This window comes from Pseudomonas rhodesiae (assembly GCF_007858255.1).
Classification (GTDB): Bacteria; Pseudomonadota; Gammaproteobacteria; order Pseudomonadales; family Pseudomonadaceae; genus Aquipseudomonas; species Aquipseudomonas rhodesiae.
The window spans coordinates 15,952-38,864 of sequence record NZ_VFEU01000009.1 but is presented as its reverse complement, the minus strand read 5'-3'; the positions used below and the strand labels follow the sequence as shown (position 1 = coordinate 38,864).

Here is a 22,913-nt window from a genome sequence, read left to right as displayed (position 1 = left end):
CTCATTCCTCGGTCAACGCCGAGCCGGCACGATCCAGCAAGGGCTTGAACAGGTAATTGAGCAATGAGCGCTCGCCGGTGCGCACAAACATCTCCGCGGGCATGCCCGGTTTGATCACCAGACCGTGGAGTTTTTCCAGCGCCGCGTCGCTCACACGCGTGCGCAGTACGTAATAAGGTGCGCCGGTTTTTTCATCGAGCATCTGGTCGGCGGAGATCAGGCTGACCTCCCCCGGCACCCGGGGTGTACGGCTCTGATTGAAGGCGGTGAACAGAATATCGACCGGTAAATGGGTGCCGACCTTATCCACCAGGTGCACCGGCAGATGCCCTTCCACTTCCAGGCGCGTGCCCTGGGGCACGATTTCCAGCAGGGTTTCGCCGGCGCGCACCACGGCGCCTTCGGTATGCACGCCCAGGTTGACCGCGATGCCATCGGCCGGCGCGGTGATTTCGCTGTGTTGCAGGTCGAAACCGGCGGAGGTCAGTTGCTGTTCCAGGGTGAGGCTGCGCAACTGCGCATCGGCCAGTTGGCTACGCACTTCCTTCTGATATTCCTCGCGGTGCTGTTGCAGCTTGAGGCGCGACTCGACAATGCCCTGCTCCACCCGGCCGCTTTCGCCGCTGTTCTGCGCCAGATCCTGTTGCACTTGCGACAGCTGACGCTGGTACTCCATCAAGCGGTTGCGCGGGATGTAGCCGTTGTCGGCCAGGGGTTGCAGGTTGCTCAGTTGTTCGCGCAGGGACTGAGCCTGGGCGGTCAGGTCGCTGCGCGCGCGGCGCATGCCACCCAGTTGCGCCACGGCACCGTCGATATTGGCGCGGATGCCGGCTTGTTCGCGGGCAAACGCTTCGCGACGGCTGCTGAACAGTTGGCGCTGACCTTCCAGCACCAGCGCCAGGGCCGGGTCGGGGTTGGCGCTCAGTTCGGCGGGGAATGTCACGCTGCTCTGGTTATCCCGCTCGCTCTGCCAACGCGCCACACTGGCCCAGGCCATGCGGTATTGGGCTTGCAGCGAGTGCACATCGGCCTGGCTTTGGGTTTGGTCGAGGCGGAACAGCGGCTGGCCTTGTTTGACCACCTCGCCTTCGCGCACCAGGATGCGGCTGACTACACCAGGGCTGAGGGTTTGCACAGCTTTGCGCTTGCCGGACACCACTACCGTACCCTGCACCGGAATGCCCTGATCCAGCGGCGCCAGGCTGGCCCACAGGAAGAAACCGCCCGCGCCGACCACCGTCAGCAGCCAGCCCATACGCACAAAGAAACCGGCGTCGCGTTGTTCAAGAGTGATGCTGCTCATGCGCCTGGATTCCTTCCGGCCTGGTACTGACGACTGAAACTCACGCCGGGTTTTTCCTTCGGCGCTTCCTGTTGGCCGGACAATGCGCGCAGCACGTCCTGGCTCGGCCCAAAGGCTTGCAAGCGCCCTTCGTTAAGCACCAGCAATTTGTCGGCCTGGGCCAGCACCGATGAGCGATGGGTGACCAGCACCACGCTGCTGCCCTGGGCCTTCATCTGCACGATGGCACTGGCCAGTGCCGCTTCGCCGACGGTGTCGAGGTTGGAGTTGGGCTCGTCCAGCACGATCAAGCGCGGTGCGCCGTACAAGGCACGGGCCAGGGCCACACGTTGCTTTTGCCCACCGGACAGGCCGCCGCCGTTGTCTCCCAGTACCGTGTCATAGCCCTGGGGCAAGCGCAGGATCAATTCATGCACACCGGCCTGCTGCGCGGCGTGCACCACTTGCTCGGGGTCGGCCTCGCGAAAGCGCGCGATGTTGTCGGCGATGCTGCCGCTGAACAATTCGATGTCCTGGGGCAAGTAGCCGATATACGGGCCGAGGTCGTCGCGGTCCCAGCGGTGGATATCCGCACCGTCCAGGCGCACCGTGCCGGCCAGGGTCGGCCACACGCCCACCAGCACGCGGGCCAGGGTCGATTTGCCGGAACCCGACGCACCCAGCACCCCCAGCACTTCGCCGGCACCGAGGGTGAAACTGACGTGGTGCAAGATTGCATTGCGCTGACCCGGCGGGCCAGCGCTGACCTGCTCGAAACTCACCTGGCCCTTGGGCGCCGGCAAGGCCATCTGCTCGACCTCAGGGGGAAATTCGCGCAGCAATGCGTCCAGGCGCTGATACGCCAGCTTGGCCGAACTCCATTGCTTCCATACCGCAATCAACTGGTCGATGGGGCTGAGCACCCGGCCCATGAGGATGGAACCGGCAATCATCATGCCGGCGGTCATGTCGCCACGGATTACCAGTAACGCCCCCAAGCCCAGCACCAAGGATTGCAGGCACAGACGCAGGGATTTACTCAGGGAGGTGATTACCGAACCGGTGTCGCTGGCGCTGTTTTGCAGGCCCAGGAATTGCGAGTGCACGGCAAACCAGCGTTGGCGTAGCGCGCCGAGCATGCCCATGGCCTGGATGGTTTCGGCGTTGTGCAAATGGCTGGTCGCCAGTTGGGTCGACTGCTGCGAGTAACCGCTGGCCTCACCCAAAGGCTTTTTGGTCAGGTATTCGTTCAGGCACGCCAGGCCGATCAGCAACAGCGCGCCGGCACTGGCCAGCACGCCCAGCCACACGTTGAACAGGAAAATCACAAACAGGTAGATGGGAAACCACGGGGCATCGAAAAACGCGAACAGCGCCGGCCCGGTGATGAACTGGCGGATATGGGTCAAATCCCCCAGGGATTGCCCGGCATGCCCCTGGCCACGTTGCAGATTGCGTTCGAACGCAGCTTTATACACGCGTAAGTTGAAACGCCGCTCTAACTGGCTGCCGATGCGGATCACGATAAAACTGCGGATGACTTCCAGGGTGCCAATAAACGCGAAGAAGCCGACGACCATCAGCGTCAACATCACCAGAGTGGTTTCATTCTGGGAGGACAGCACCCGGTCATACACTTGCAGCATATAAATCGACGGCACCAGCATCAGCAGGTTAATCAACGCGGTAAAACAGCCGACGCTGATCAGAATGCTCTTGTATTCACCCAGCGCTTTGAATAACGGCGCGACGGCATGGGGCTTTGCCATATCTTCTGCTCTTCCTTGAACCAAACGACACGCAATAGTTGCCCCAACCCCTTATATAAGGAGCGGCCAACTAATAAGTACAGGTTATAGCGTTATAACTGCAACTAAGGTTTACGGTGCAGTCTCACTACAGCGCCAGTTGCTGTTTTAGCCTGATACTCGCCTTCTTTCTGCCGGTTCAGGTGAGTGATGCCCGTGCCTTCGGCGTTCATCAGCCAGATCCCGTCCGGGGTCGGCGACCAGCTCAAGGGCTTATCGCCCAACCATTGCGCCACACAGTCAACGTCGCCGCTCAAGGCGTTGGCCTGTTCGATCAAGTCCAGGGCGCAAACCTGATCCTGTTGCTGCATCTGCCAATGCCCGGCCAGCTGGGCGCTGGAAGGTAAAACAAGACTGCTCGCCATGGCGTGGGCTCCTGCCGATACGCACGTCGCCTGCACCACGCAGGCGACTAAAAATAGGGAAAAACGCTGCATCTTTATGCTCCATCCTGGAGGCGCGGCGCCGGAACGCCGCGCCCGTGCATCACGCCACGATGTCGCTGACCGCTGCCTGGCCAACGGTGGTGACGAGGAAATCCGCCACGCCGTGCCCGGAGAAGTCGACCGCCAGAGTACCCAGGTTGGTGCCTGAGGCGTAGCTCAACACGGCGTCGCCGGCATGCCCGGTGAACGCATTGACGAAGGTCAGGCCCGCGCCTTTGGTGATGCCGCTGAGGTCGATCTTGTCCGCACCGGAGGTGAAGTCAAAGATTTTGTCCGCCGCACCGGGCTTGGAATCGGAACTGGCACCGAACACAAAGGTGTCGCTGCCCGCACCGCCCCATAGCTGATCCGCCCCGCCACCACCGTAGATCAGGTCGTTGCCGGCCCCGCCTTTGATGATATTGGCCGCGTTATTGCCGATGATCAGGTCGTTACCCGCGCCACCGAACGCGTTTTCCACGGTCACGCCCTTGGCGATGGACACGTTGCCCACCAGGCCGCCCACGTCGGAGAACGAGGTTTCATTGAGGTTGATTTTCTGGTTCTGGGTAAAACCGGAGAAGTCCAGGGTGTCGTTGCCGCCACCGTCCCATACCGAGAACACCAGTTTGTCGGCGTTGGAGGTGGCGCTGAGGAAATCACGCCCGGTGTTGGAGTTGAACCCGTAGGTGGTGTCGCCGGCACGGGTGTTGTAGTTGGCACCGTAGAGCTTCTGGATCGCGGCGATGTCGTCGATCAGCGGGCCGGAGGCGTAGGCTTCCACGCCGCCTTTGCTGAAGTTCTGGTTGGTGTTGCTTTCGCTCCAGTAACTCATGACGCTGTAGCCACGCGTGTCCTGTCCATAGGACGCGTCGTTGTAGGTCGGGTTGCCATTCCCGGCGTTGTAGTCGCCAGGGTGAGCCAGGCCCAGGGTGTGGCCGATTTCGTGGGTCAGGGTCTGCCGGCCATAGTTGTTCAGGTCCGGGGTTTTGTTCGGCGTGTAGCTGCTGTTGGTCAGGTACCACGAGGTGCCGTCGTAACCTGCGCCGGTGCCGGGCAGATAGGCGAAGGCCGCCGCGCCGTCCTGGCCACCGCTGTAGTTGCCGAAGGTCATGTGGGCATCACCGCCGCTGGCTTTCTCGGTGAAGGTGACATTGGCCACATCCGCCCAGGATTGCATGGCCAGTACGGCCTGTGCTTTCTGCTGCGCGTTGAACTGGCTGAACCCCGAGATGCCATGTTTGTTCATGGTGCTCGAAGAGGCCGAGGTCAGGAAGGTGTAGGTCAGATCGATCTTGCCGTTACCGTCGAAGTCCCGATACGCGGCACCGTCGCGCAGCAGCTGGGTGGCTGCCTGATCGACGGTGTAGGACGGTTTGCCATTGACCGTGAGGTTGCCGCCACGGTCATACAGATGGCTGAAGCTATCGATTTGCGAGTAAGCGGTGCTGGCTTGCGCCAGTGACACGATAGCTTTGTCTTTTACTTTTGACATAAACGTACTTCCTTGTTTGCAAGTGCATCAGTCTTTGGTCGATAGGAACCCCGCTGGCGAGATCGTCCTATCACTCGCCTCTTTTGAAGGCGTAAGAAAACTGACACAACTTGAAATCTTCCGTCTACATCTATTTGCCGGCTGAATAAGTGCAACGCAAACAACACTTGGAAGTCTCAGGCCGTGTTTATTGGGTATTGTGGTTGTCGTCCGACAAAAAACACAGCGCTCCTATTTAAATATTAAATAACCTTAACGCTGCTCAATTTGAACAGCGTCACACAAGAGGCTGGCGATTATATTGTCACGGTGTCATTGGCAACATTAAACCGCCACTACTGAAATAAATTAACCCGCTTGTCCCCCAATACCGGGACATAAGCAAAAGAGTACTTGTGGTGAGCGGGATTTCCCGCTCACCAGTGGCTCAGCGCCCGGTGCGAATGGTGTTCCACACCCGCGTACGAACACGGTCGATATTCAGCGGCATCGCTTCAAGGGCGAATAACTTGCCCATCATGTCCGGGCTTGGGTAAACCTTGGTATCGGCCTTGATGGCCGGGTCCACCAGGCTATCCGCCGCCTGATTGCCGTTGGCGTAGTGCACGTAGTTGGTGATGCTGGCCATCACCTCCGGACGCAGCAGGTAGTTCATAAACGCGTAGCCGGCCGTTTCGTTGGAGGCGTCGGCGGGCATGGCGACCATGTCGAACCAGATCGCGGCGCCTTCCTTGGGAATGTTGTAGCCGATATTCACCCCGTTCTTGGCTTCTTTGGCGCGGCTTTCGGCCTGCAGGATGTCGCCGGAGAAACCGACGGCCACGCAGATATCGCCATTGGCCAGGTCGGCGGTGTATTTCGAGGAGTGAAAGTAGGCCACGTAAGGGCGCACTTTCATCAGCAGGGCTTCGGCCTTTTTGTAGTCCTCAGGCTTTTTACTGTGGTGCGGCAAGCCCAAGTAGTTGAGCGCCGCCGGCAGCAGTTCCGGGCCGTTATCGAGGATCGCTACGCCGCATTTCTGCAATTTGGCCATGTTTTCGGGTTTGAAGATCAAGTCCCAGGAATCCACCGGGGCATTGTCTCCCAGCACGGCTTTGACCTTGTCGATGTTGTAACCGATACCGGTACTGCCCCACAGGTACGGGAAGCCATGGGCATTGCCGGGGTCGTTGGTTTCGAGGGCCTTGAGCAGCACCGGGTTGAGGTTTTTCCAGTTGGGCAACTGGCTCTTATCGAGTTTTTTCAGCGCACCGCCCTGGATCTGCCGGGCCATAAAGTGGTTGGATGGAAACACCACGTCATACCCGGATTTACCGGTCATCAGCTTGCCATCCAGGGTTTCGTTGCTGTCGTAGACGTCGTAGGTAAAACCGATGCCGGTCTCTTTCTGGAAGTTTTTGGTGGTGTCCGGCGCGATGTAGTCCGACCAGTTGTAGATTTTCACCGTTTCGGCGGCCTGGCTGACGCAGGCCACCCACATCAAGGGCAACAGGGCAATGGCTTTCATGGTTCGATTTCCTGGCGGTTTTAGGGCTGTTGTTATGGCAGGCGATCAAGGATCAAAGCGTTACAGCATCAAGACGTAGGTCTTGCGCACCGTTTCCTGGATGTCCCAGATTCCGGTGCTGTTGGCCGGCAACATCAGTGCATCGCCGGCTTGGATGTGCAGGGTTTCACCGTTGTCGGGGGTGAAGGTGCAGCGGCCCTGTATAAAGTGGCAAAACTCCTGGGCGCGGATCTGGCGCCGCCAGCGGCCTGGGGAGCATTGCCAGATGCCCGTCTCGACGCCATCGTTGCGTTCGACGCTCAAGGTGGACGCCACCGCGATCGGCTCGCCCAAGGGCACGGCGACCGGGGACGAATCCGGCAAATGCGCATTCAGCGCGTCTTTGAACTGAGTGATGCTCATAGGGGCTCCCGTGTGTATGAAACGACTTAGTGCATAAAACCTTCCATGAACTGCGCCACGCCCGTGGCGAGCTTGCGCCGCCAGGGCGCGGTGTTGGGGTTGGCCAACACCTGGTCTTCATGGACAAAACTGCGGATGATCGCGTTGTAACCCAGCCAGCGACACGGCTCGGGCTCCCAGGCCTTGAGGGCGTCCAGACCACCCCCGCGGATCACCCAGGGTTGGTGTGTCAGCGGTGTGTCACGGCCCAGAATCAGGTCGGCCAAGGTGCGCCCGCCCAGGTTGGTGGCACCGACGCCCTCCCCGCCGTAGCCGCCGGATAGCGCAATACCGGTGCGCTGATCACACAGCATGTGTGGTCGGAAATGTCGCGACATGCCCAGGTTGCCGCCCCAGGAATGGGTAATCCGTACGTTCTTGAGCTGTGGGAAGAGTTCGCCAAACAGGTAGCGACGCAGTTGCACTTCGCTGTCGGTCAAATCGAAGTGATGGCGCAGCTTCCCGGCGAACTGGTAGCCGCCCCGCGCACCGAACACCAAGCGGTTGTCGGCGGAGCGCTGGCCGTAGGTGACTTGGCGGCTGCTCTCACCGAACGCTTGGCCTTGGCTGAGGCCGATCTCATCCCAAGTGCTGTTCGGCAGCGGCTCGGTGGCGACGATCAAACTTTGCACCGGCAGTTGGTAACGGCCCAGAGGTGGCAAGGTGTTGGCATAGCCCTCCACAGCCGGCACCACCCAGGTGGCGCGTACGCTGGCCTTGTCAGTGCGCAGGCTGCCGGACTGCCAATGGGTGACGGGGCTGTTTTCATAGAGGGTGACCCCCATGCCTTCGACCACCCGCGCCAGGCCGCGCACTAGCCTGGCCGGTTGGATAGTCGCCACATGGGGGGCGTAGATCGCGCCATAAGGTTTGGCGATGCGAAGTTGCGCGGCCAGTTGCTGCGGGCTCAGCCAGCGATAGTCGGCTTCGGTCAGGCCCTGGGCGTAGAGTTTGTCCAGATAGCGGCGCAGGCTGGTTTCCTGCTCGGGGTAACGCGCAGCGCAATACAGCGCGCCGCCCTTGCGGTAGTCGCAGTCGATGCCTTCGCGGGCCAGTACCTGGGCCACCTCGTCGGGGATGCCGTGCAGCAAATCAAAGGAAGCACGGCGCTGCTCAGCAGACAGCCCGGCCAGCAGACGGTCTTCGCCCAACAGGTTGCCCATCAACCAGCCACCATTGCGGCCCGATGCGCCGAAGCCGGCGGTTTGCGCCTCGATGATTGCGATGTTCAGCTGCGGCGCCTGGCGCTTGAGGTAATAGGCCGTCCACAACCCGGTGTAACCGGCGCCGATAATGGCCACGTCGACATCCAGGTCGTGCGTCAGGGATGGCCGCGCCACCAGCGGCTCGCCCACCTGATCCATCCATAAACTGATATTGCGCCATGCCGACATGCCCGTTCCCTCTACCGCGTTTCGATAGATGGGATCCTAGAGGGCGGTGTCAGGGGCTGTCTTGCGCGCGTGCACGCAGAGAAATTTGTTTGACGTAGGCCTTGGGCGACTGGCCGGTGTGCTGCCGAAAGGCACTGTAGAACGCCGAGAGGGAATTGAAGCCCGCGGCAAAGGCCAGTTCGTCGACCTTGATCGGCGCCTGGGCGGTGTTCAGCGCGGCCAGCAAATGCTGGAGGCGTGCCTGGTTGACGTAGCGGTAGAAGCTCTGCCCCAGCACCTGATTGAGTAGGTAGGAAATCTGGTTGCGGCTGTAACCGCATTCTTTGGCCACCCGCTGCAAGTCCAGTTCCGGGTCGAGATAGGGTTGCTTGCTGTCGAAATACTGCTGCAAGTCGTTGGCCATATGCCCCAGTTGCTGGGGCGACAGCCCAAGGCGGCTGACCGTGGGCCGCAGGGCTTGGGCCGGTTGCTCATGCACCAGCGAAGCGTATTCATTGACGCGCCAGATCAGCCCATCACGCACGGTAATCGCCTCGCTGGTGCGGAAGGACACCAGCCCCTGACCACCACGCAGCGTGATGCGGTACTGGATAAACGCCGTGTCGCCATCGGCACGGATGCGGTCGGTGTGCTCGATCGCCTCGTCCGCCGCACGCGGCATGCTCGCCTGCAGGTATTCACGTAGCTCTGGGTAACCGATCACACGGTTCTGGAAAAAGTCGTGGTATTGGATATCCGGATGGTAGTAGGCCATTACTCCGTCCAGGTCGCGATGACGCCAGCAAAGGTGATGACGCAGCACCAGTTCGCCCGTGGCGTGGGTGAGCTGGCTGTCGGCGTCGGGGGCGATGTCGGGCATAAAGGGCTCTGGGGGCGGATAAAGCGTGGAGATTGCCGAAATTCCGCCCTGCCTTCAATGTGCAGGCACTGCAGCCGAATAATGGCCTTTAGCCAACTTTTGGACAGGGCATGATCCATGTCAAGGGAAAGGCAAACAACCGCCGAACGGGGCGAAAAAAGTCACATTGGCGTTGCGAACGAATGCTATTTTTAAGTCCTACACGCCTCGACCAGTGACGGTCCTGGCCCCCTGCCGCGAGCTAAAGGAAGCGCTCAATGAACAAGGTGGGCAACATGAACAAAGTGACGTTCCCCAACGCCTGCCAGCTGATGCGCTGGCATTTTCATCCGATGGGTTTTGAAGGCAGCATGGATGCGCCGGGCAGCATGGTCGCCCGCCTGTTCGACCGCGCCAGCGGCGAAACCCTGATCGCCATCGCCGGCATCCCCTGCGCCACGGTGATGGACGCCGCCGATGTCGAGCGGATTATCGAGGCGGTGGAGGATGAGTTGGAATCCTTTGTGCCACCGCTCTCGTTGCAGGCCTGAACCGATTCACAGCACCGGGAGGGCATGCTCCCTCCCGCAGGGCCACTGCATCAGGCCTTCAGTGACGGTGATCGTCGAAAAACGCCTTTTTGCCATCCACCCGCTCCGAGGCCCTGGGCATATTCGCCGCTTGGCCTTCGGGCTTCTCCACGTACCAATAGCAATGGCTGACCGCCCGCGTGATGCCGACGTACGCCAAGCGCAGCACCTCGTCCTTTTGCGCGGTGTCATAGGGCTCGTTGTCGCCATCCTTACCCAAGCCTGCCATGCGATACACCTGGTTTTTATACGGCGAGCGGGTGACGTGCTGACAATCCCCCAACAGGAAAACCGCATCCGCTTGTAGGCCCTTGGCACTGTGAAAGGTCAGTTGCTTGAGCCGACGCGAGTCAGCGGGCAAGCTAGAATCCAGATTAACTACAGACTGAATATGCTCTTGAATCAATAACTTATCGCTACTTTTTCGATACAGCATCAGCACTGTTTCGCCACGCTGATAATGCTCCAGCAAGCGTCGCCCCAATGCTGCATCGTCACGCTCAAGCACATTGACCGGCACCAGAGCCTTGGGCGCACCGCTGGCCTTGGCCTTCTTACCCGGGATCGACGGCGCGGCACGCACGATGTGCTCTGCCGCGTCGATGATGTGCTGGTGGCTGCGGTAATTCTCGCTCAGCATCACACGGGTGGTGCTCGGTGACGGGAATTCCTGGTCGAAGGCCATAAAGTACTTGGGCGAACTGCCCCGCCAGCCGTAGATCGATTGCCAGTCATCACCCACACACAGCAACGACGAGTATTGCGCGCCGCGCCCCACGTGCATGGCCGGGCCGCGACTGCGGATCTCCCGCAGGCTGGCGCGAATCCATCCAACGATCTGCGGTGAGACGTCTTGAAATTCGTCGATCATCAAGTGGGACAACGGTCTTAACAGCGGGTCGCTGAGCAGCTTGAGGTTTTCCGGGGTGTTTTCGCCGAACAGCGAGAACATGCGGTTGTAGGTCATGATCGGTGGCTTCTGGTCGAGCAAATGGTCTTCCAACGCCTTCCAGAAAATACTCAACGCTTCGAAGAACAAGCGGTCCGGATCATCCTTGGCGAAGCTCATGCGACCTACGGCGCTGGGCACGTCCAGTCCGAGGTTCTCGATAAAGCCTGCGGCCGTGACAAAACAGTCCAGCAGCGGCGCCGATGTCAGCTCACCTTTGACCTTGTAATCAAACCCTGGCCCGGCACTGGCATCATCGGCCAGGCAGCTGAGCATGCGCTTGGATGACTCATAACTATCTAGCCATATCAATGGCTTACGACAGAAAGCTTGAAACAGAGTGCGCTTTACCGCCCACTCTGCGCGCACTGACAGCTTGGCATTGGGGCGGCTGACCTGGGGGTTTTCCCGTGGGTCGAAGCCCAGTACTACCCACGCGTCCAATTCGGCAATGTAGCCATGGCAGTGGAAATGCGCGCCATTGATCTCAACAGTTTGGCGATTCGGCTCAATGCCCTTGATCGGCCAGGCCCCGGCGCGAAACCACAGGTCCTCGATGAAATCGCACAATTCTTCGTCACGCTGGGCGGCCAGCTCAGTCACTGCCATGCGCTTCTGCACGTCCGGATGGTCGCGCTCCAGTTCTTTGAGTTGTAACCCGTGGCGCGCCAGCGGCGCGATCAACTCGCGAAAACGCGGATGCTGGCGATGCAGACGCTGGTAGCAGGCGTTCAGGTGCTGGCGCTGGGCATCGTTGATACGCAGATCGAACGGGTTGCTGTCGGCATCGTCGAAGCCCGCCTTGAGGTTTTCGAACGCCTGCAAACGCTCGAAGCCCGGCAGGCTGCGCACCATCGGCAGGATGCGCGAGTGGAACGTGCGCACCACCGCCTGTGCCTCTTTGGCATCAAGGGGTTGGCCCCACAGGCTCATAATCTCCATAAGCTTGCGAATGAAATCCTGGCGTGACTCGCGGGTAAACGTCACCACGGTCATCGAGCTGAGCTCGAAGCCCAGGTAATGGGTCAGCAGCAGGATACGCAACACCAATGACGTGGATTTGCCCGCGCCGGCCCCGGCGATCACCGAGGTTGAGGGTGTCTCGCTGAAGATCATCTTCCACTGGGCCGTACTCGGTTGAGCGTGGGGCGGTAAGAGACGGGCGACGTCGGCCTTGATGCGCTTCTTGATGTCGGCGGTCAGCGGCAGGCGCCAGTCATCGAACAGGCTGTCGTCTATCCCGGGAGCTGTGTGCGCGTCCGGGCGGAAATCGCGGATCAGCAATACTTGCCGCCCCTCCTCGATGCCATCGGCCTTGCCTTCGCGATAACCGTATTCCACGCCCGCTTCATGCCCACTGCGAAAACCATCGGCTTGCCCATGCAGCCAGGAAAACCGGTGCTGGGCGCGCAGGCGGGTCAGGCCATGACCAAACAGGCGCGCCGCCAGGCGTTTGAACAACGGCATCTGAGCCAGGGGTAGCAGTTCTGGGGGCAGATCAGGCTTTTGTTGCGACACGCGGACTCCTGCAATGGGCTGGGCTGTGAGCAGTACCCCATGGTCGCCGGAATCGCCGCGCAGTACCAGCCAATTGCTGTGCCATCAGGCAGTTAGGCGATGAAGTGAATGTTGAAACGCGGGAATCCAATCGAATCAGTCGATAAGAATGGAGCGTTTTTTACGCTTTTTCTCGATCAAGCGTTGCTGGATGATAGGCACCATCCATAGGAGACGATCATGCTTGAACTGCGACCTTTCAGCGCCCTGGGCGGCGCCCACCACGGTTGGCTCGACGCCCATCACCACTTTTCCTTCGCCGACTACTACGACCCCAAGCGCATGCACTGGGGCAACCTGCGGGTATGGAACGACGACATTATTGCCCCGGGCACGGGCTTTCCCCAGCACTCGCACCGCGATATGGAAATCATCACTTATGTACGCGAAGGCGCCATCAGCCACGCCGATAACCTGGGCAATAAAGGCCGCACCGAGGCTGGCGATGTGCAGGTCATGAGCGCTGGCACGGGGATCGCCCACAGTGAATACAACCTGGAAGCCACACCGACCAAGATTTTCCAGATCTGGATTATCCCCAATGAAGCAGGCCTGCCCCCATCCTGGGGTGCCAAGCCGTTTCCACAGGGTGAGCGCGAAGGCTTCGTCACCTTGGCCAGTGGCAAGGCCGGCGATAGCGAAAGCCTGCGCATTCGTGCGGATGCGCGCCTGGTGGCGGCGAATCTGAAAGCCGGTGAAGTCGCTGAGTACCGCCTGGAGGGCGGGCGCCGAGCGTATCTGGTGCCAGCCACCGGGGTGATTGAGGTCAATGGTGTAAGGGCGCAAGCCCGCGATGGCGTAGCGATCGAGGATGAACAACTGCTACGGGTTACGGCCATTGAGGACAGTGAGATCGTGCTGGTCGATCTGGCTTGACCTGACGCCTTACAGCCAAAATCGGCGGCGACGCCTGCCCCCCTTGGCGGCAGGTCAGTCCCTGGACCAGTGGACTGAAATGCCGCCATCGGGGGCAAGCCCCCTCTTACAAAGCGTTGCGGTGTTATTCGGCGATGGCGCCGTCTACCAACACCTGCGCCTCTTGCACCAATCGCTTGAGGTGTTCTTCACCCACAAAGCTCTCGGCATAGATCTTGTAGATGTCCTCGGTGCCCGATGGGCGTGCGGCGAACCAGCCGTTTTCGGTCATCACTTTCAGGCCGCCGATGGCCTGGTTGTTACCCGGCGCGTGGCTGAGGATCTGCTGGATGCGCTCGCCGGCAAGTTCGGTGGAGGTCACCTGTTCCGGCGACAGTTTGCCCAGCAGGGCTTTTTGCGCTGGGGTGGCCTTGGCGTCGACACGAATGGCGAACGGTTCGCCCAGGGCATCGGTCAGGCCACGGTACAGCTGGCTGGGGTCCTGGCCTTTGCGCGAGGTCATTTCCGCCGCCAGCAACGCCGGGATCAGGCCGTCTTTGTCGGTGCTCCACACCGTGCCGTCCTTGCGCAGGAACGATGCGCCGGCGCTTTCTTCACCGCCGAAGCCCAGGGAGCCTTCGAACAGGCCGTCGGCAAACCACTTAAAGCCCACCGGCACTTCGTACAGGCGGCGGCCGATGCGCGTGGCCACGCGATCGATCAGGCCACTGCTGACCACGGTCTTGCCTACGGCAGCGTCGGCGCGCCAGTCAGGACGGTTCTGGAACAGGTAATCGATGGACACGGCCAGGTAGTTGTTCGGCGCCAAGAGGCCGCCGGACGGGGTGACGATGCCGTGGCGATCGTGGTCCGGATCGCACGCGAAGGCCACGTCGAAACGCTCCTTGAGGCCGATCAAGCCTTGCATGGCGTAGCTGGAGGACGGGTCCATGCGGATCTGGCCATCCCAGTCGACGCTCATGAAGCGGAAGGTGGCGTCGACTTCGGTGTTCACCACCTCCAGGTTCAGACGGTAGTGCTCGGCAATCGCAGACCAATAGCGCACCCCTGCTCCGCCCAGCGGATCGACGCCCAGGCGCAGGTCGGCGCTGCGGATGGCGTCCATATCGATCACGTTAATCAGGTCGGCCACGTAGCTATTGAGGTAGTCATGGCGATGGGTGGTGTCGGCTTTGAGCGCCTGGGCGTGGGTGATACGTTTGACCCCAACGAGCCGGTTGGCCAATAGCTCATTGGCCTTGGCTTCGATCCACTTGGTGACGTGGGTGTCCGCCGGACCACCGTTAGGCGGGTTGTACTTGTAGCCGCCACTTTGCGGCGGGTTATGGGAGGGCGTGATCACAATGCCGTCAGCCAAGCCCCTGGTCCGCCCGCGGTTATAGCAAATGATCGCGTGGGAAATGGCCGGGGTCGGTGTGTATTCGTCGCCTTCGGCCAGCATGACATGGACGCCGTTGGCGGCCAGGACTTCCAGCGCGCTGGCACCGGCGGGAGTGGATAATGCGTGGGTGTCCAGGCCGACGAACAGCGGGCCGTTGATGCCCTGCGCTTCGCGGTACAGGCAGATGGCCTGGCTGATGGCCAGAACATGCCATTCGTTGAAGCTCAGCTCGAACGAATTGCCACGGTGCCCGGAGGTCCCGAACGCCACGCGCTGGGTGGAGATCGCTGCATCAGGCTGGCCGGTGTAGTAAGCCGTGACCAGTCGCGGGATATCCACCAGCAATTGGGCCGGTGCCGGTTTGCCCGCAAAAGGACTGATTGTCATGCATAAACCTCGGAAAGGAAGAATTCGGAAAAAATGCCAGTTTACTGAGAGTTGGACTACTGCGCGACGGTATCGATCCTACACACACAACAGAATTTTCAACCCGTTTGCGCCTGGCGCAACGCGTCGCTCAAAGCCATCAGCGCACTCTCCAGGCTCGGCTGCCCATTAAAGGCATGACTTACACGCAAATACTGATGATGCAACCCGCTGACGCTGAACAGTTCCCCAGGCGCGATCACGACCTGCCGCGCCAGCAGATACTGGAATACCTGGCGCATATCCACCGCACGGTTCGAGCCCAGCCAGAACGTAGCGCCGGCCGCCGGTACGCGATACGTCACTTGATCCCCCAGGTGGTGGGCCAGGCGCAAGCCCATGTGCGCGGCTTGCTCGCGCAGTTGCTGACGCAACGCGCACAGGTGCTGCTCGATACGACCGCTCTGGTACAAACGGGCGATGGCGCGCTGCCGTATTGACGATAAGCGGAAAGAACGCAAAAGAAACTGGCGTTGCAACTCCGCACTCATGCGCCGACTTAATAAGTAGCCGTAGGGCGCTTCCGAGCCGAGGATTTTCTCGAACGACGAAAACACGATTAGCCGATCAGGGTTGACCAGGTCGCGCAAAGGCGTGTGTGGCACCTCCCGGCTCAACTCGCCGAGGCTGTCGTTTTCCAGCAGCCAGCAGCCGTAGCGATCCAAGCGCTGCGCCACGGTCAGACGATCCTCGGCCGACATCGCCACGCCTGAAGGCAAGCTGACCGCCGATGAGAGCAACACCAGATGCACAGGTTCATCGCGCAACAGCCGCTCCAGGGTTTCACTGTCCAAGCGCCCTTGGACAGTCCAGGGCAGCTCGATCACGCGCACGCCGGCATCCTGCAACAGCCGCAGAATCAGCCAGTCGCAAGGCGATTCGACGATCACCGTGGTGCCTTTGAGCCCCAGCACTTCGACCAAAATATCCAACACGCCACGCAAATCGGCACCGATGTAAACATCGTCGGCGTGCCAGCACCGCGTGGGTGACGAGGTATAACGCGCGGCCAGCGCTGCCCGCAGCTCCCACACCCCGCACGGCTGGACCCACGGCTGCAAATTGCCGGGATACTGGCGCACCAACTCACGCTCCAGGCGCAGCAAGGTGGCATCCAATGAAGCTTGCAGCGCAGGCTCATCGCCGCTGAGCACCACCATTGCGGGGCGCCGGGCCGCAGCGTAAAGGCGGTCGAGCAAGTCCCCGCCCAACCACGCCGTAGGATTGGCCGACATCGGCCAAGCGTAATAACCGGACTTGGCCACCGAATAGACCCGGCCTTCTTTCTCCAGCAACGAGTAGGCGTATTGGATCGTCGATATCGACACGTTCATGCGAGCGGCCAACTGGCGCAGCGACGGCAATTTTACCCGGGTGTCCGTGCTGACCTCGTTGATCAGGTTGATCATGTAGCGATAGACCGCCTGATAAGCGAAATCCGCCTGGCGCTCGCCGCGCTGGGTCATCGCCCGGACAATTGAAAGGCCGGGATCGCGCCATGCGCCACGGCACGGTCACTGCGCCGCTGACCGTTGGCGCAGGTCAAGGGACGTTTGCGATACAGGTGTTGCAACAACGGCAGGGGTAGGCCGCTGGTGTCGGTAAACCATTGTTGCAGCATCTCGGCCGACGGCTTGCCCTGCAACGCTTTGTGCAGTTCGGGCAGTGCCACAAGCATGCCGGGATGGCACTGGCGCAGATAACCTTCCAGCCGCTGACCGTAATGAATGAACGGTGAAAACAGCAGGCAGACCAATTGGGTTTCATCAAGCCCGAAAAATTGCTGGGCGAAGGTGCTCGACAACAAACGCCCTTCGCGGGAGCTGGCCTCGGCGAACAATTCCTCGGGCATGCGCAGGCGTCGCATGTAGTGAGCGGCCTGCTGGACGAAGCCGTCTACACCGTCTTCATAATCGAGATCGCGCAGGCATTCGGCTTGCAGGCCCCGCAAATGCGCCATCAGCAACGGATTGGAATAGCTTGGGTGGCTGAAATGGAAGCCCAGCGGATCGGGGGTATACGCCATGAAATCGGACAATAGCGTCGCGGATTGCAGGTCGACGTCCTTGAGCAGATCGTCAATGCCGATGTAAGCCAGATGGCGGTGTCCTGAAGGGCTGGGGTTCTCATGCGCCACGTAGTGTTCGCCATAGACATCGCGGTAGTAGCCGGTGCTCCACTCGTCCATGCGTGCGAACAATTCGGTAAGCGACCGCGCCCGCCCCTTGGCTGGGGGGATGCCAGCGCCTTCGGCGGTTCTTTTCAGCCAGGCGAGAAACTGGCTTTGCTTTCGTGGGGAGTCACCGCTGACCAAGGCGTGAACGCCGCCGTTCCAAGTCGTGACGCGCTGGTAGAAATCGCCGAGAGCCAGGTAGGTTTCATTGCACAATGCCGCGCGACAGTCCCCGGAACTCAGGTGCCCCACCATCAGCATATTGCGCTGGCTGTTCGCGCGCCCGACCGCAGACGCGGGACGCAGGTGATTGAAGGGATGGACCTCCTGGTTTTCCACCATGAATAATTCGACGCGTGAGTCATCGTGCAGAAACAGGCGGTTGTAACCCCGATTGAGCGTATCGAGTTGCCCTTCGGTCATGCCGGCGTGGCGTAACGTCGCCACGCGTAACTGAAACGTTCGGGGAGCGCGACCAGCGATCGTCAACTGCGCGGCGCGTAACAGCGCCAACGTGTAACTGCTGACCTCGCCTCCCCCATGGGCCACCAGCACTTTGTAATCCCCGACCTGCTCCATGCCCCCTGCGGCCACCACAATGCGTTGGACCAACAACTGGAGTGCCGTCCTGCCCGAACGAGTAAAGTGCCCGATCAAACGCTGCAGAACTTGCTGATAAACATGATTCATAGCCTGTTCGTGAATAGTGCTCATAGTTGTACTACCTGAGTTGAAATATCAGTTTCAAGCTACTGCTGACAGTTTCCGCTTGACCCATTGCGCATGTAGGAAATTCGCCCTTCGCACCGTGCGCCGATAACTAGACACTAGCACCGCGCAACGAAATGACCCGCTTTGATCACCGAGAAACGTTGCCAGCATGATCTGCGCAACCCACTGATATCAGTGGATAAACTTCATATTTTTGTCATTCCTAGGAAGGCTCTGACATTTTCCTACACAGCTTTAACCAATTATTTAAAGAAGCGTCCGACAAATACACTCAAGCAACTTTCCAGGCTTTCGATCAGTGAGTTGTTATCAACCCACTTTTTTTCAAAAGTCCAAATGAGTGATGCACTCGTAGTTCGAGTGATGGTCGGTAGCGGCATCATGAATTCAATCATTGCTCAATCCTTGAGATGAATGTGAAGTCGCAATTATCAGTGATGGATTAATGATTAATAGATACAGAACTTGGTCGAAAACCAGTGCAGATGAACAGCCGAAGGCATGTCGAATGGGCATACACAACAACGCCGCCCTGGGATTCAGTGCGGCGTCGGGGGACAAGAGCAGGATTCAGGGACTGAAGAGCCTGATCGGCACTTCACGAAGGGCGAGGCTTAAGCCCTGTCAAATGGCGCATTTGCCCCATGCGCCAGCTGGCCGAAACAGCCGATTACGAATCTTCCTACGCGCTAAACAGCTTCAACCTGCAACGCCACACGCTCTCGGCACGGGCATTCGTCCATATAGCGGTGTGCTTCCACGAACTGATTGAACGGAAACACCGTGGTTTTCAGCGGCACCAGCACGCGGTCGGCGGTCAACTGGTTGATGTCACGCAAGGCCCGTTGCAAAGCGACCTGATCCTGGACAATGCCCAGTTCCGGCTTGCCGGTGAAATTGCCGATGCAATGCACATAGAACTGAATGTTCTTCTGAAACGCCGCACACGCTGGGAACGGCGTCTGGTTGCCGCCCTGCAGCCCGTACAGAACCAGGCTGCCGCGCGGCGCCAGTACATCGCCAAGCAATGACATCTGCGGACCACCCAGGCCATCGAATACCACGTCTACGCCGCGATTGTCGGTGAACTTGTTGATCTGCATAAGCAGGTCCTGCTCTTCGGTGACGATTACCTTCTCGGCCCCAAGCGACAGCAGATACTCGCGCTCTGCGCTGTCCTTGGTCGCGGCGATCACCCGTACACCCAAGGCCTTGCCCAACTGCACAAAAGACGGGCCCGCACAGTGGCTGGCATCCGTGACCAATGCAAACTGCCCCGGTTTGACCCGTGCCAGATCCACGTAAGCAAAATAGGCAATCAACAGCGGCGTGTAATGCACGCTCGCTTCGATGGGGGTCAACACGTCCGGATAGCGCGTCAGGGCCGAACGGGGCAGGACGATCTGCTCGCCATACACCGGATAGTCATTGGGGCTTTCGGCCGGAAAACTGGCCACTTTATCGCCCACGGCCAAATCCTCCACGCCATCGCCCAAGGCGACGACCACCCCTGCCATCTCATGGCCCAGGCCCGAAGGAAGACGTGCGTGGGAAGACGCCAGGTTCTGGCGCCACAAAATGTCATACCAACTGATGCCAATCGCTTCGACACGCACCTGCACTTCGCCCGGTGCGGGCAGCGCGGCTGCATGCTCTTCGCATTTGAGCACCTCGGCCGGACCAAACTTGTGAAAACGGATCGTGCGGGACATCGCAAACCTCGCCAAATTAACCTCTAATGCCATGAACTTTATCTGGGCTTTCCTGGCAAGACCATCGGTCACCATTAATAGTCGACATGCCTGTCATTGATTCCGCGTCTGATGAATAGACCTTAAGTATCGTAGGAAAACTCAATTAGCCGGTGCAGAGTACCAGTCTTTCCCCGTAAGATTCATGCCGGTCATGCTGCAAGAGGGAACCCAACGGCTCCCTGTGACTGCTCTCGTCAAGTTTGCTGACTCTTCCAGGACACAAGATGAACCGTAACGACCTGCGTCGTGTCGACCTGAACCTCTTGATCGTATTCGAAACCTTGATGCACGAGCGCAGTGTGACCCGCGCCGCCGAGAAATTGTTCCTCGGCCAGCCGGCCATCAGCGCCGCGTTGTCGCGCCTGCGCGGTTTGTTCGACGACCCGCTGTTCGTGCGCACCGGGCGCAGCATGGAACCTTCGGCCCGCGCAGTGGAAATCTTCGCCCTGCTCTCGCCGGCCCTGGACTCGATCTCCACCGCGGTTAGCCGCGCCGCCGAATTCGACCCGGCGACCAGCAATGCGGTATTCCGCATCGGCCTGTCCGACGACGTTGAATTCGCCCTGCTACCCCAGTTGCTCAAGCGCCTGCGCGCCGAAGCCCCCGGCATCGTGCTGGTGGTACGCCGCGTCAACTACATCCTGATGCCGAGCCTGCTAGCCTCCGGCGAAATCTCCATCGGCGTCAGCTACACCGCCGACCTGCCGGCCAACGCCAAGCGCAAAGTGCTGCGCCGCAGCCTGCCTAAACTGCTGCGCGCCGACAGCGTGCCCGGCTCCCTGAGCCTGGACGACTTCTGCGCCCGCCCCCATGCCCTGGTGTCGTTCGCCGGCGACCTGAGCGGTTTTATCGATGAAGAGCTGGAAAAACTCGGGCGCAAGCGCCACGTCGTACTCGCCGTGCCGCAATTCAATGGCCTGGGCACCTTGCTGGCCGGCACCGACATCCTCGCCACCGTACCCGACTACGCGGCCGAAGCCCTGACCTCGGCCGGCGGCTTGCGCGCAGAAGACCCGCCGCTGCCGGTGCGCAGCTTTGAACTGCACATGGCGTGGCGCGGTTCACAGGATAACGATCCGGGAGAGCGCTGGTTGCGGTCGCGTATTCAGATGTTCTTCGGCGACCCCGAGAGTTTGTAACAGAGTTCTACTAGGTTCTATAAAGGCTTATAAAACATCAGCTTACAGCATCTGCAATCCATGGACGTCCGTCCAATACCAAGGGGTTCTGAGGCTTTTGGGGGCATAATTGGGGGCATATTTTCATTTTTTAAAAAATGATGCCCCCACTTATGCACGCCCGAGAAGGCGCTCTGTTCAAGCGTAAACTGACCGACGCTTTCGTACGCGCACTGACTACCCCTGGCAAACATGCCGATGGCGAAGTCCCCGGTCTTTACTTGGAGGTGAGCGCGTCACGCAAAATCGGAAACCCTCCTTCCAAGTTCTGGCGCTTGAAATATCGCCTGCATGGCAAGGAAAACCGGTTTTCGATTGGTTCGTACCCGGATATCGGCCTGAAGGAGGCGCGAGAGATTGCCCGCAGCGCGCGCCGCGACGTGGCGAACGGCATCGCACCGCTCAAGGCTAAAACCGCCAAGATCGAGGCACAGCGGCTCAGTGAACAGCGCACCTTCGCCTACGTAGCTGAGCAGTGGATGACTTTCAAGTCTGCCCATCTGGTGAGCAAATCCATCGCGGGTTTTCGCGGAGCATTGAGAAACCACATTCTCCCTGCAGTCGGCAGTAAACCGGTCAGCGAGATCAAGCTTGAACACGTCACCGCCATCATCACGGCACTGCGCCAGCAACGTCTCATGGCTATGGCCCGCCGTGTACGCACAATCATCCGTTCCATCCTCGGCTTCGCTGAAGGCCGCGGCTGGGTGGAGCGCAACGTGGCGCTCAGCAATGTCGAGGAGTTGAGGATTCGCCACGTCGTAACCAGCAATCCGGCGATTGAAAGGCCAGCCGATCTGGGCAGGTTCCTTTTACGCCTGGATGAGTGCGATGACGGCAGTGTGGCCAACGCGATGCGCCTGTTGGTCATGTTGCCCGTACGCCCTGGCGAACTCGTGCGGATGCGCTGGGAAGATGTCGACCTGGTCGGCGCCGATTGGCGCTACGTAGTGAGCAAGACCAGACATCTGGACAAAAGCAAACACATCGTGCCCTTACCTGAACAAGCACTCATCCTGTTGCGTAAGCTCAGACAAACGCGCGTGGTGGACGACAAAGGTCAAGGTTGGGTGTTCGTCTCGCCGGTCTATCCAGGCCGCCCGATCAACCCGACGTCAATGCTCAAGTCGTTTCAGCATATCTGGCCGGAGTACGGCATCACTGCCCACGGCTTTCGTGCCACCTACAGGACTATTGCCCACGAGCACCTGGGAATTGATCCCATCGTGCTTGAATTGTCGCTGTCCCACCGGATGCCAGGTGCGCTGGGGGCTGTGTATGCACGCGCGCAACTGCTAGCGCAGCGCCGGGAAGCGGCTCAACAATGGGCTGACTATTTGGATCTGTTAAGACAGAACGCCGCGCGAGTGACGACAGATTGACGATGAGGATAAAAGTCAGATAGCGGAGCGGGAAACGAGTTTCTTACTAAACGCCTAGCCCTTTGAAAACGTTGAGTTTTTAAGTTCAGTAACGCTTTCTATGGACAAAATCATGGACTACTTTTTTGGGCATGACAAGCCTATGAACCGCGCAGCGGTAGGGACGGCAGTTAGCTGCTGTCACCCGCATAGATCCGTACGTGCGGAACTACAGCATACCCGCTGAAGAAGACCTTCATCATATTCTCGCCACAACGTGATGCCGTCCACGCCCGCCGCTGCAGCGCAGGGCATAGAAGCTCTGCGCCAATAACTGTGGTGTGATGTGGTGCAGCAATGCCGAGAACTGCATGCCCTTGTTCCTTCGGGCTGCTTCACGTACACCTTCAAGTCCCATCGACGCGCAACTGATCCGACTCAGTGTCCGGGGCGTTGGGGCATGTCGGTGTTTCCCTTCGCTACGTCCCTTTCCTCCACAATCTCCGCAGAGCTTGGCCCTTTGTTCGATGGATTCTCAGGTACTACGGACGTATCCGACTTCTCAGCGGCGTGGACAGCAGGGTTACGGCTTTTGGCCTTTCATGCTCCGCCCGGTGCTTGCGCGCTGGGCACCGCTGAGATCTCCCAGTTCTGTGCGAAGGACTTCCCGGCGTGCACAGGGTCTCCGACCGCACGGGATCAGAGCATGACTGGCGTATAACGCCATGCTCCGTATTGCCTTCTGC

General features: G+C 59.8%; 17 protein-coding genes. 4 read left to right on the top strand and 13 right to left on the bottom strand.

Annotated elements, in window-relative coordinates; all coding sequences use genetic code 11:
* Position 1: 1 nt before the first annotated feature.
* From FIV35_RS15245 to FIV35_RS15210, 8 genes are all read right to left on the bottom strand, one after another.
* Positions 2-1,303: an HlyD family type I secretion periplasmic adaptor subunit gene (locus FIV35_RS15245; protein ID WP_034138121.1), complete on the bottom strand. Its 1,302-nt coding sequence runs from the start codon at positions 1,301-1,303 to the stop codon at positions 2-4.
* Positions 1,300-3,051: a type I secretion system permease/ATPase gene (locus tag FIV35_RS15240; RefSeq protein ID WP_034138122.1), complete on the bottom strand. Its 1,752-nt coding sequence runs from the start codon at positions 3,049-3,051 to the stop codon at positions 1,300-1,302. Before FIV35_RS15240 ends, FIV35_RS15245 begins: the two co-directional genes overlap by 4 nt.
* A 104-nt stretch (positions 3,052-3,155) precedes the next feature.
* Entirely contained in the window at positions 3,156-3,527 is a 372-nt protein-coding gene (locus FIV35_RS15235; RefSeq protein WP_034113656.1) for an AprI/Inh family metalloprotease inhibitor, read from the bottom strand.
* 49 nt (positions 3,528-3,576) lie between these two features.
* Positions 3,577-5,010 (bottom strand): serralysin family metalloprotease, encoded by a 1,434-nt coding sequence (locus FIV35_RS15230; RefSeq protein WP_034138123.1) that lies wholly within the window; start codon positions 5,008-5,010, stop codon positions 3,577-3,579.
* Positions 5,011-5,437: 427 nt separating this feature from the next.
* Positions 5,438-6,517: a polyamine ABC transporter substrate-binding protein gene (locus FIV35_RS15225; protein WP_034138124.1), complete on the bottom strand. Its 1,080-nt coding sequence runs from the start codon at positions 6,515-6,517 to the stop codon at positions 5,438-5,440.
* Positions 6,518-6,577: 60 nt separating this feature from the next.
* Positions 6,578-6,919: a cupin domain-containing protein gene (locus tag FIV35_RS15220; protein WP_034138125.1), complete on the bottom strand. Its 342-nt coding sequence runs from the start codon at positions 6,917-6,919 to the stop codon at positions 6,578-6,580.
* Between the two features lie 26 nt (positions 6,920-6,945).
* Positions 6,946-8,352, bottom strand: coding sequence for an NAD(P)/FAD-dependent oxidoreductase (locus FIV35_RS15215; protein ID WP_034138126.1), 1,407 nt, complete (start codon positions 8,350-8,352; stop codon positions 6,946-6,948).
* A gap of 49 nt (positions 8,353-8,401) precedes the next feature.
* A complete protein-coding gene (locus FIV35_RS15210; protein ID WP_034138127.1) occupies positions 8,402-9,211 on the bottom strand; it encodes a helix-turn-helix transcriptional regulator in 810 nt (269 codons plus the stop codon).
* A gap of 257 nt (positions 9,212-9,468) precedes the next feature.
* On the opposite strand from FIV35_RS15210, the gene FIV35_RS15205 reads away from it, so the two are divergent.
* Positions 9,469-9,741, top strand: a complete 273-nt coding sequence (locus FIV35_RS15205; protein ID WP_034138128.1) for a DUF1652 domain-containing protein — start codon at positions 9,469-9,471, stop codon at positions 9,739-9,741.
* Between the two features lie 58 nt (positions 9,742-9,799).
* Here the strand turns inward: FIV35_RS15205 and FIV35_RS15200 are convergent, their stop codons facing one another.
* Positions 9,800-12,247 (bottom strand): UvrD-helicase domain-containing protein, encoded by a 2,448-nt coding sequence (locus tag FIV35_RS15200; protein WP_034138129.1) that lies wholly within the window; start codon positions 12,245-12,247, stop codon positions 9,800-9,802.
* Positions 12,248-12,466: 219 nt separating this feature from the next.
* Here FIV35_RS15200 and FIV35_RS15195 point away from each other — a divergent pair, with 219 nt between their 5' ends.
* On the top strand, positions 12,467-13,162 hold the full coding sequence (locus FIV35_RS15195; protein ID WP_034113648.1) for a pirin family protein: 696 nt from the start codon (positions 12,467-12,469) through the stop codon (positions 13,160-13,162).
* 124 nt (positions 13,163-13,286) lie between these two features.
* Here FIV35_RS15195 and pgm read toward each other — a convergent pair whose 3' ends face one another.
* From pgm to FIV35_RS15175, 4 genes are all read right to left on the bottom strand, one after another.
* Entirely contained in the window at positions 13,287-14,930 is a 1,644-nt protein-coding gene (gene pgm, locus FIV35_RS15190) for a phosphoglucomutase (alpha-D-glucose-1,6-bisphosphate-dependent) (RefSeq protein WP_034138130.1), read from the bottom strand.
* 98 nt (positions 14,931-15,028) lie between these two features.
* Positions 15,029-16,435, bottom strand: a complete 1,407-nt coding sequence (locus tag FIV35_RS15185) for an aminotransferase-like domain-containing protein (protein ID WP_034138131.1) — start codon at positions 16,433-16,435, stop codon at positions 15,029-15,031.
* The gene (locus FIV35_RS15180; protein WP_034138132.1) at positions 16,432-17,856 is read right to left on the bottom strand and encodes a hypothetical protein; all 1,425 of its coding nucleotides are present in this window, start codon (positions 17,854-17,856) and stop codon (positions 16,432-16,434) included. The genes FIV35_RS15185 and FIV35_RS15180 overlap by 4 nt, the downstream gene beginning before the upstream one ends.
* Before the next feature lie 707 nt (positions 17,857-18,563).
* A complete protein-coding gene (locus tag FIV35_RS15175; protein WP_034138133.1) occupies positions 18,564-19,586 on the bottom strand; it encodes a zinc-dependent alcohol dehydrogenase family protein in 1,023 nt (340 codons plus the stop codon).
* Positions 19,587-19,852: 266 nt separating this feature from the next.
* Between FIV35_RS15175 and FIV35_RS15170 the strand changes: the two genes are divergently transcribed.
* A complete protein-coding gene (locus FIV35_RS15170) occupies positions 19,853-20,767 on the top strand; it encodes a LysR family transcriptional regulator (protein WP_034113643.1) in 915 nt (304 codons plus the stop codon).
* 152 nt (positions 20,768-20,919) lie between these two features.
* Positions 20,920-22,188 carry a tyrosine-type recombinase/integrase gene (locus tag FIV35_RS15165; protein ID WP_034138134.1) on the top strand — a complete coding sequence of 423 codons (1,269 nt, stop codon included), beginning with the start codon at positions 20,920-20,922 and terminating at the stop codon, positions 22,186-22,188.
* The last annotated feature ends 725 nt before the right edge of the window (positions 22,189-22,913 follow it).

Coding starts and splice junctions, on each gene's coding strand:
- FIV35_RS15225 (WP_034138124.1), bottom strand. CDS start 6,517: ATGAAAGCCATTGCCCTGTTGCCCTTGATGTGGGTGGCCTGCGTCAGC.
- FIV35_RS15180 (WP_034138132.1), bottom strand. CDS start 17,856: ATGAGCACTATTCACGAACAGGCTATGAATCATGTTTATCAGCAAGTT.
- FIV35_RS15205 (WP_034138128.1), top strand. CDS start 9,469: ATGAACAAGGTGGGCAACATGAACAAAGTGACGTTCCCCAACGCCTGC.
- FIV35_RS15240 (WP_034138122.1), bottom strand. CDS start 3,051: ATGGCAAAGCCCCATGCCGTCGCGCCGTTATTCAAAGCGCTGGGTGAA.
- FIV35_RS15235 (WP_034113656.1), bottom strand. CDS start 3,527: ATGCAGCGTTTTTCCCTATTTTTAGTCGCCTGCGTGGTGCAGGCGACG.
- FIV35_RS15245 (WP_034138121.1), bottom strand. CDS start 1,303: ATGAGCAGCATCACTCTTGAACAACGCGACGCCGGTTTCTTTGTGCGT.
- FIV35_RS15185 (WP_034138131.1), bottom strand. CDS start 16,435: ATGACCCAGCGCGGCGAGCGCCAGGCGGATTTCGCTTATCAGGCGGTC.
- FIV35_RS15165 (WP_034138134.1), top strand. CDS start 20,920: ATGCACGCCCGAGAAGGCGCTCTGTTCAAGCGTAAACTGACCGACGCT.
- pgm (WP_034138130.1), bottom strand. CDS start 14,930: ATGACAATCAGTCCTTTTGCGGGCAAACCGGCACCGGCCCAATTGCTG.
- FIV35_RS15230 (WP_034138123.1), bottom strand. CDS start 5,010: ATGTCAAAAGTAAAAGACAAAGCTATCGTGTCACTGGCGCAAGCCAGC.
- FIV35_RS15220 (WP_034138125.1), bottom strand. CDS start 6,919: ATGAGCATCACTCAGTTCAAAGACGCGCTGAATGCGCATTTGCCGGAT.
- FIV35_RS15175 (WP_034138133.1), bottom strand. CDS start 19,586: ATGTCCCGCACGATCCGTTTTCACAAGTTTGGTCCGGCCGAGGTGCTC.
- FIV35_RS15215 (WP_034138126.1), bottom strand. CDS start 8,352: ATGTCGGCATGGCGCAATATCAGTTTATGGATGGATCAGGTGGGCGAG.
- FIV35_RS15210 (WP_034138127.1), bottom strand. CDS start 9,211: ATGCCCGACATCGCCCCCGACGCCGACAGCCAGCTCACCCACGCCACG.
- FIV35_RS15170 (WP_034113643.1), top strand. CDS start 19,853: ATGAACCGTAACGACCTGCGTCGTGTCGACCTGAACCTCTTGATCGTA.
- FIV35_RS15195 (WP_034113648.1), top strand. CDS start 12,467: ATGCTTGAACTGCGACCTTTCAGCGCCCTGGGCGGCGCCCACCACGGT.